A 4310-nucleotide genomic window follows, 5' to 3' on the forward strand; every position below is an offset into this window, starting at 1 on the left:
TGTGATAATTAACTTCCTAATTATCATACAAGGATATATCATGAAATTATCACTGAATGGAATCAAAGAACAGGAAGCATGGGAAAAGGCCGGAATCACTCTGCCAGGTTATGACGTAGAGGCTGTTTCTGAGAAAGCGAAGAAAGAACCTGGTTGGGTACATTTCGGAATCGGAAATATTTTCCGTGTATTTATCGGTGGTATTGCTGACGGCCTTCTGGAAGAGGGCGTGCTTAACCGTGGCATTACATGTATAGAGACTTTTGATTATGATGTAGTAGACAAGATTTATGATCCATATGACAACCTGGGATTAAGCGTAATCCTGCATGGTGATGGAACACGTGAATACAAAGTAATAGGAGCTCTTGCAGAAGCAGTAAAAGCACAGTCTTCAGACCCGGCACACTGGAATCGGCTGAAAGAAATCTTTACCAGCAAATCCCTGCAGATGGTTTCCTTTACAATCACAGAGAAAGGTTACGCATTACAGAAAGCTGACGGGACATGGTTTCCGTTTGTAGAAGCTGATATCAAAAATGGTCCGGATAAAGCAACAGGTGCAATGGCAGTTCTGGTTGCGATGCTTTATGAAAGATATAAAGCAGGCAGATATCCAATTGCTCTGGTTTCCATGGATAACTGCTCACAGAATGGTGCGAAACTTCGTGAATCTGTACTGACTATGACAGAAGAGTGGAAGAAAGTCGGATTCGTAGATGAAGGATTCGTAAATTATGTAAGTGATGAGAAAATTGTTGCGTTCCCATGGACGATGATCGATAAGATCACACCTCGTCCAAGCGAGCAGATCGCAGCGGACCTTGAGAATCTTGGCATTGAGAATATGCAGCCGGTTATCACAAGTAAGAAAACATATATTGCACCATTTGTTAATGCAGAGAAACCGCAGTATCTCGTAATTGAAGATAACTTCCCAAACGGCCGTCCGGCTCTGGAGAAAGGTTTCGGTGTATATATGGCTGACAGAAATACGGTTAACCTTTCTGAGCGTATGAAAGTAACAGTATGTCTGAACCCTGTACATTCTGCAACAGGTCCGCTGGGTGTGGTTCTTGGATATGATCTGTTTGCGCATATGCTGAACACAAACGAAGATATGATGAAGATGGCGCGTATGATTGCTTATGATGAAGGTCTTCCGGTAGTCGCAAACCCGGGAATCCTTTCTCCGCAGGCATTTGTGGATGAACTCTTTAATGAGCGTTTCCCGAATGAGTATTTGGGAGATACAAACCTTCGTCTGGCCGTAGATGTATCTCAGATGGTTGGTATCCGATTCGGTGAGACAATTAAAGCATATGTAGCGAAATTCGGAGACGCCTCCAGACTGACAGCTATTCCTTTGGGAATCGCAGGATGGCTTAGATATATGCTTGGTGTGGATGATGAAGGAAATAAATTTGAACTTGCACCAGACCCAATGAACGAGGAACTTCAGGAACAGTTTAAGGATATCGTAGTAGGAAAAACGGAGACATTCAAAGATCAGCTCAAACCCATCCTTTCCAATGAGCGTCTGTTCTTCACTGACCTTTACAAAGATGGAGTTGGTGAAAAGATTGAAGAAATGTTCCGCGAAATGCTCGCAGGACCTGGGGCTGTAAGAGCAACAATACATAAATATGTTGGCTGATTGCAGGTATAGTGATAATGAAAAAATCGGCGTCCTACAAAATTATGTAAGTATGCCGAGGACTCGAAGTGATTGAGAAACTTTTGAATATAAAATGTAATAGAAGTAGAGGTTCAGGAGGAAAAAGAAAATGACAGAACCTTTACAACTGAAGATAGTGACCTTGGAACGACAGAAAATCCATTAACCAGAAACCGCTACGATTATACAACCAATAATCCGTTGAATTACAGTGATCCGACAGGACATTCCTTGTGGAGCAGGATCAAGGGTGCAGCTAAGAAAGCAGCAAAAAAGGTTGTAAAAACAGTCGTAGATACAGCGAAAAAAGTTGTTAAAACGGTTGCAAAAGGCGTAAAAGCGGCAGCTAAATGGGTGAAAAATGCAGTATCCCATCCAAAACAGGTAATACAGAAAGCTAAAAATACCGTAAAACAAAAAGCAAAACAGGCTTCTCAGAAGATTGTATCCAGTGGATCGAATTTTATAAGAGCTGTAAGCAAAGGTGGAGTAAAAGGCGGTCTTAGTTACATCGGAAATGGTGCTAAGAAAGTATATAGCTCTTTCAAATCCTATGCATCAGAAAAAACAAAAGAAATTCGCCAGACAATTAAAAGAGAAATGTGTACTACGACAAATAGAATTTCTTCAGCTTTTGGAAAAGTAGATTGGAATGTCGTAAAGAAAGTAGTAGCAGGTGGAGCCGTATCAGGTGGTGTTGGAGCAGCAAAAGGTTCACTTGCAAGTTCATCTGCATCGTCAATCATGAAAAATCCATTAGCTAAGAGTGCACTTGAAAATGCGGCAGATACAGCAGTTGGAACAATTGACGATTTAGCGCATGGTAGAGATGTATCTATAGGTTCTATAGAAATAGAAGGACGATCGATGGATATGCAAATGCATGAAATTTATAGTGAACAAATTGCCTAACAATTAATCCAAAAAGCATATATTCCGTTACAAGGGGAAGTGACTTTTGAGGACGTAAAGAATGGATATGAACGATATAATTGGATTAATTATAGCAGACTTTATATATGACAGATATTTTATGATAAAGTAAAAAGGGGAGGATTATACCATATGGCAGAATCTATGGGACAGCCAAATTATGTATTACAGTTTAAAGAACACCATTATACAATGTTTAATCCGGAAATTGATTTTGCAAAGATAGTTGAGACACATACACCATTAAAAATAGAATATAAGGATGCGTAAGGAACGATAAAATGAATTCATGCGGGAAAGGCATGGATTCTTTTTTGGGCTTCGAACGGAAGTCCTATCTGTAAAAAATATTTAAGTATATTAGAAGCAGATGCAAATGTCGTGTTAACACGACAAAATTGTCGCGTAAACACGGTCGGCAATTCATCCATGACAATATACAATAAACATGTGCTTGAGAGAGCACGTCACGAGAGTGAAGGCGCCGGAACTCTCCAATACGAAATCGTAAAGGAGATAATTTATTATGAGTAAGAGAAAAATATCACATGCAGAGGAGTATGGATGTTAATTGATGGAGGTGGCAGAAGTGAGCAGAACTAAATTTGATCCATATGTGATTGGAAATAATATAAGAGATTTACGTGAAAAAAGAAAAATGACACAGATGAAGGCGGCTGAGGAAATGGATATGAGTTTATGTCATTATGCACGAATTGAGGAAGGCTCAAAGGGAATGAGTATTCAGATGCTTTTTAGATTTATTAATTTTTACAAAACTGATGCAAATACGATTTTAGGAACATATTTAGGAGGGATGGTGTAAAATGGATAAAAAGGATTTAAAAGACGAAAAGCTTTTGTACAATGTGCGTGAGACGGCAGCGGTATTAGGGGTGAATGTGCATCTGGTATATGAGCTGATTAACAGAAAACTATTACCTGCACTTCGGTTAGGTAGTCTAAAGGTTCGTAAATCAACATTGATAGATTTTGTTGAGAGATATGAAGGAATGGATTTGTCTGATTTGGACAACATAAAAGAATTGCAACAGAATATGAATTAGTTAAATTAAGGTCAGTCTTGGAATCATCATGGTGTGGAAAGACTGACCTTGTTTTATTAGTATATTTCATAAGCGTTAGTATTGTAAAAAAAGATGGTGATGATATAATAAAAACGTGTTAGACACTTGATGTTATGTGTAGTGTGATAATGTCAGAATCAGGCAAAGTCAACGACAGGACAACATTGTAGAAAATAACATATTTCAAAAAATAATATTGGTAAGCATAATAATATTTAAGTAATAGCGTGTAATAGGCTAATTTGAAATCATTACTGAACATTACATGACATAGTGAAATATATTATTAAACGGAAGAATTTCGTGGGTAATAACCCAATGGTTGGTGCTACAGTAGCAGTTTCCGTAGAGGAAGCTGCTAAGGCTGGTAAGTTCTAAGAAAACCGCATAAATACTGACTTTTTGAGGGCTTGGTTCGTTTTGACAAGCCCTCAATTTTTGTATATAATACACACGTAATTGGGAGAAAACTGATCGGTGAACTAAACATTCAGTGATTAATACACAAAGTAAATAAGCAGAATCTATATTGAGAGGGTACTTACAAAGATGTGGGTACTCTTTTTCGTTACTAAAAATACATAATTATATCAACTTATGTCAAAAGCCAG

At 38.3% G+C, this 4310-nt stretch carries 5 protein-coding genes; all 5 read left to right on the forward strand.

The genetic code is table 11. The annotated features are described in order from the left end of the window. Positions 1-1657 (forward strand): mannitol dehydrogenase family protein (locus HMPREF0373_RS14690; protein ID WP_409337773.1); only part of this gene is annotated, 1657 nt, incomplete at its 5' end. 252 nt (positions 1658-1909) lie between these two features. Next, a complete protein-coding gene (locus HMPREF0373_RS14695; protein ID WP_021740578.1) occupies positions 1910-2590 on the forward strand; it encodes a hypothetical protein in 681 nt (226 codons plus the stop codon). 153 nt (positions 2591-2743) lie between these two features. Further along, positions 2744-2881, forward strand: coding sequence for a hypothetical protein (locus HMPREF0373_RS16850; RefSeq protein ID WP_021740579.1), 138 nt, complete (start codon positions 2744-2746; stop codon positions 2879-2881). 319 nt (positions 2882-3200) lie between these two features. Continuing rightward, complete coding sequence (locus HMPREF0373_RS14700) at positions 3201-3437, forward strand: helix-turn-helix domain-containing protein (RefSeq protein WP_158552122.1); 237 nt, start codon at positions 3201-3203, stop codon at positions 3435-3437. A 1-nt stretch (position 3438) separates the two neighbouring features. Next, a complete protein-coding gene (locus tag HMPREF0373_RS14705; RefSeq protein WP_021740582.1) occupies positions 3439-3678 on the forward strand; it encodes a helix-turn-helix domain-containing protein in 240 nt (79 codons plus the stop codon). The last annotated feature ends 632 nt before the right edge of the window (positions 3679-4310 follow it).

The sequence above is a fragment of the Eubacterium ramulus ATCC 29099 genome, assembly GCF_000469345.1.
Classification (GTDB): Bacteria; Bacillota; Clostridia; order Lachnospirales; family Lachnospiraceae; genus Eubacterium_I; species Eubacterium_I ramulus.

Excerpts from the sequence above, each read along its gene's own strand:
- HMPREF0373_RS16850 (WP_021740579.1), top strand. The coding sequence starts at position 2,744 with ATGGCAGAATCTATGGGACAGCCAAATTATGTATTACAGTTTAAAGAA.
- HMPREF0373_RS14705 (WP_021740582.1), top strand. The coding sequence starts at position 3,439 with ATGGATAAAAAGGATTTAAAAGACGAAAAGCTTTTGTACAATGTGCGT.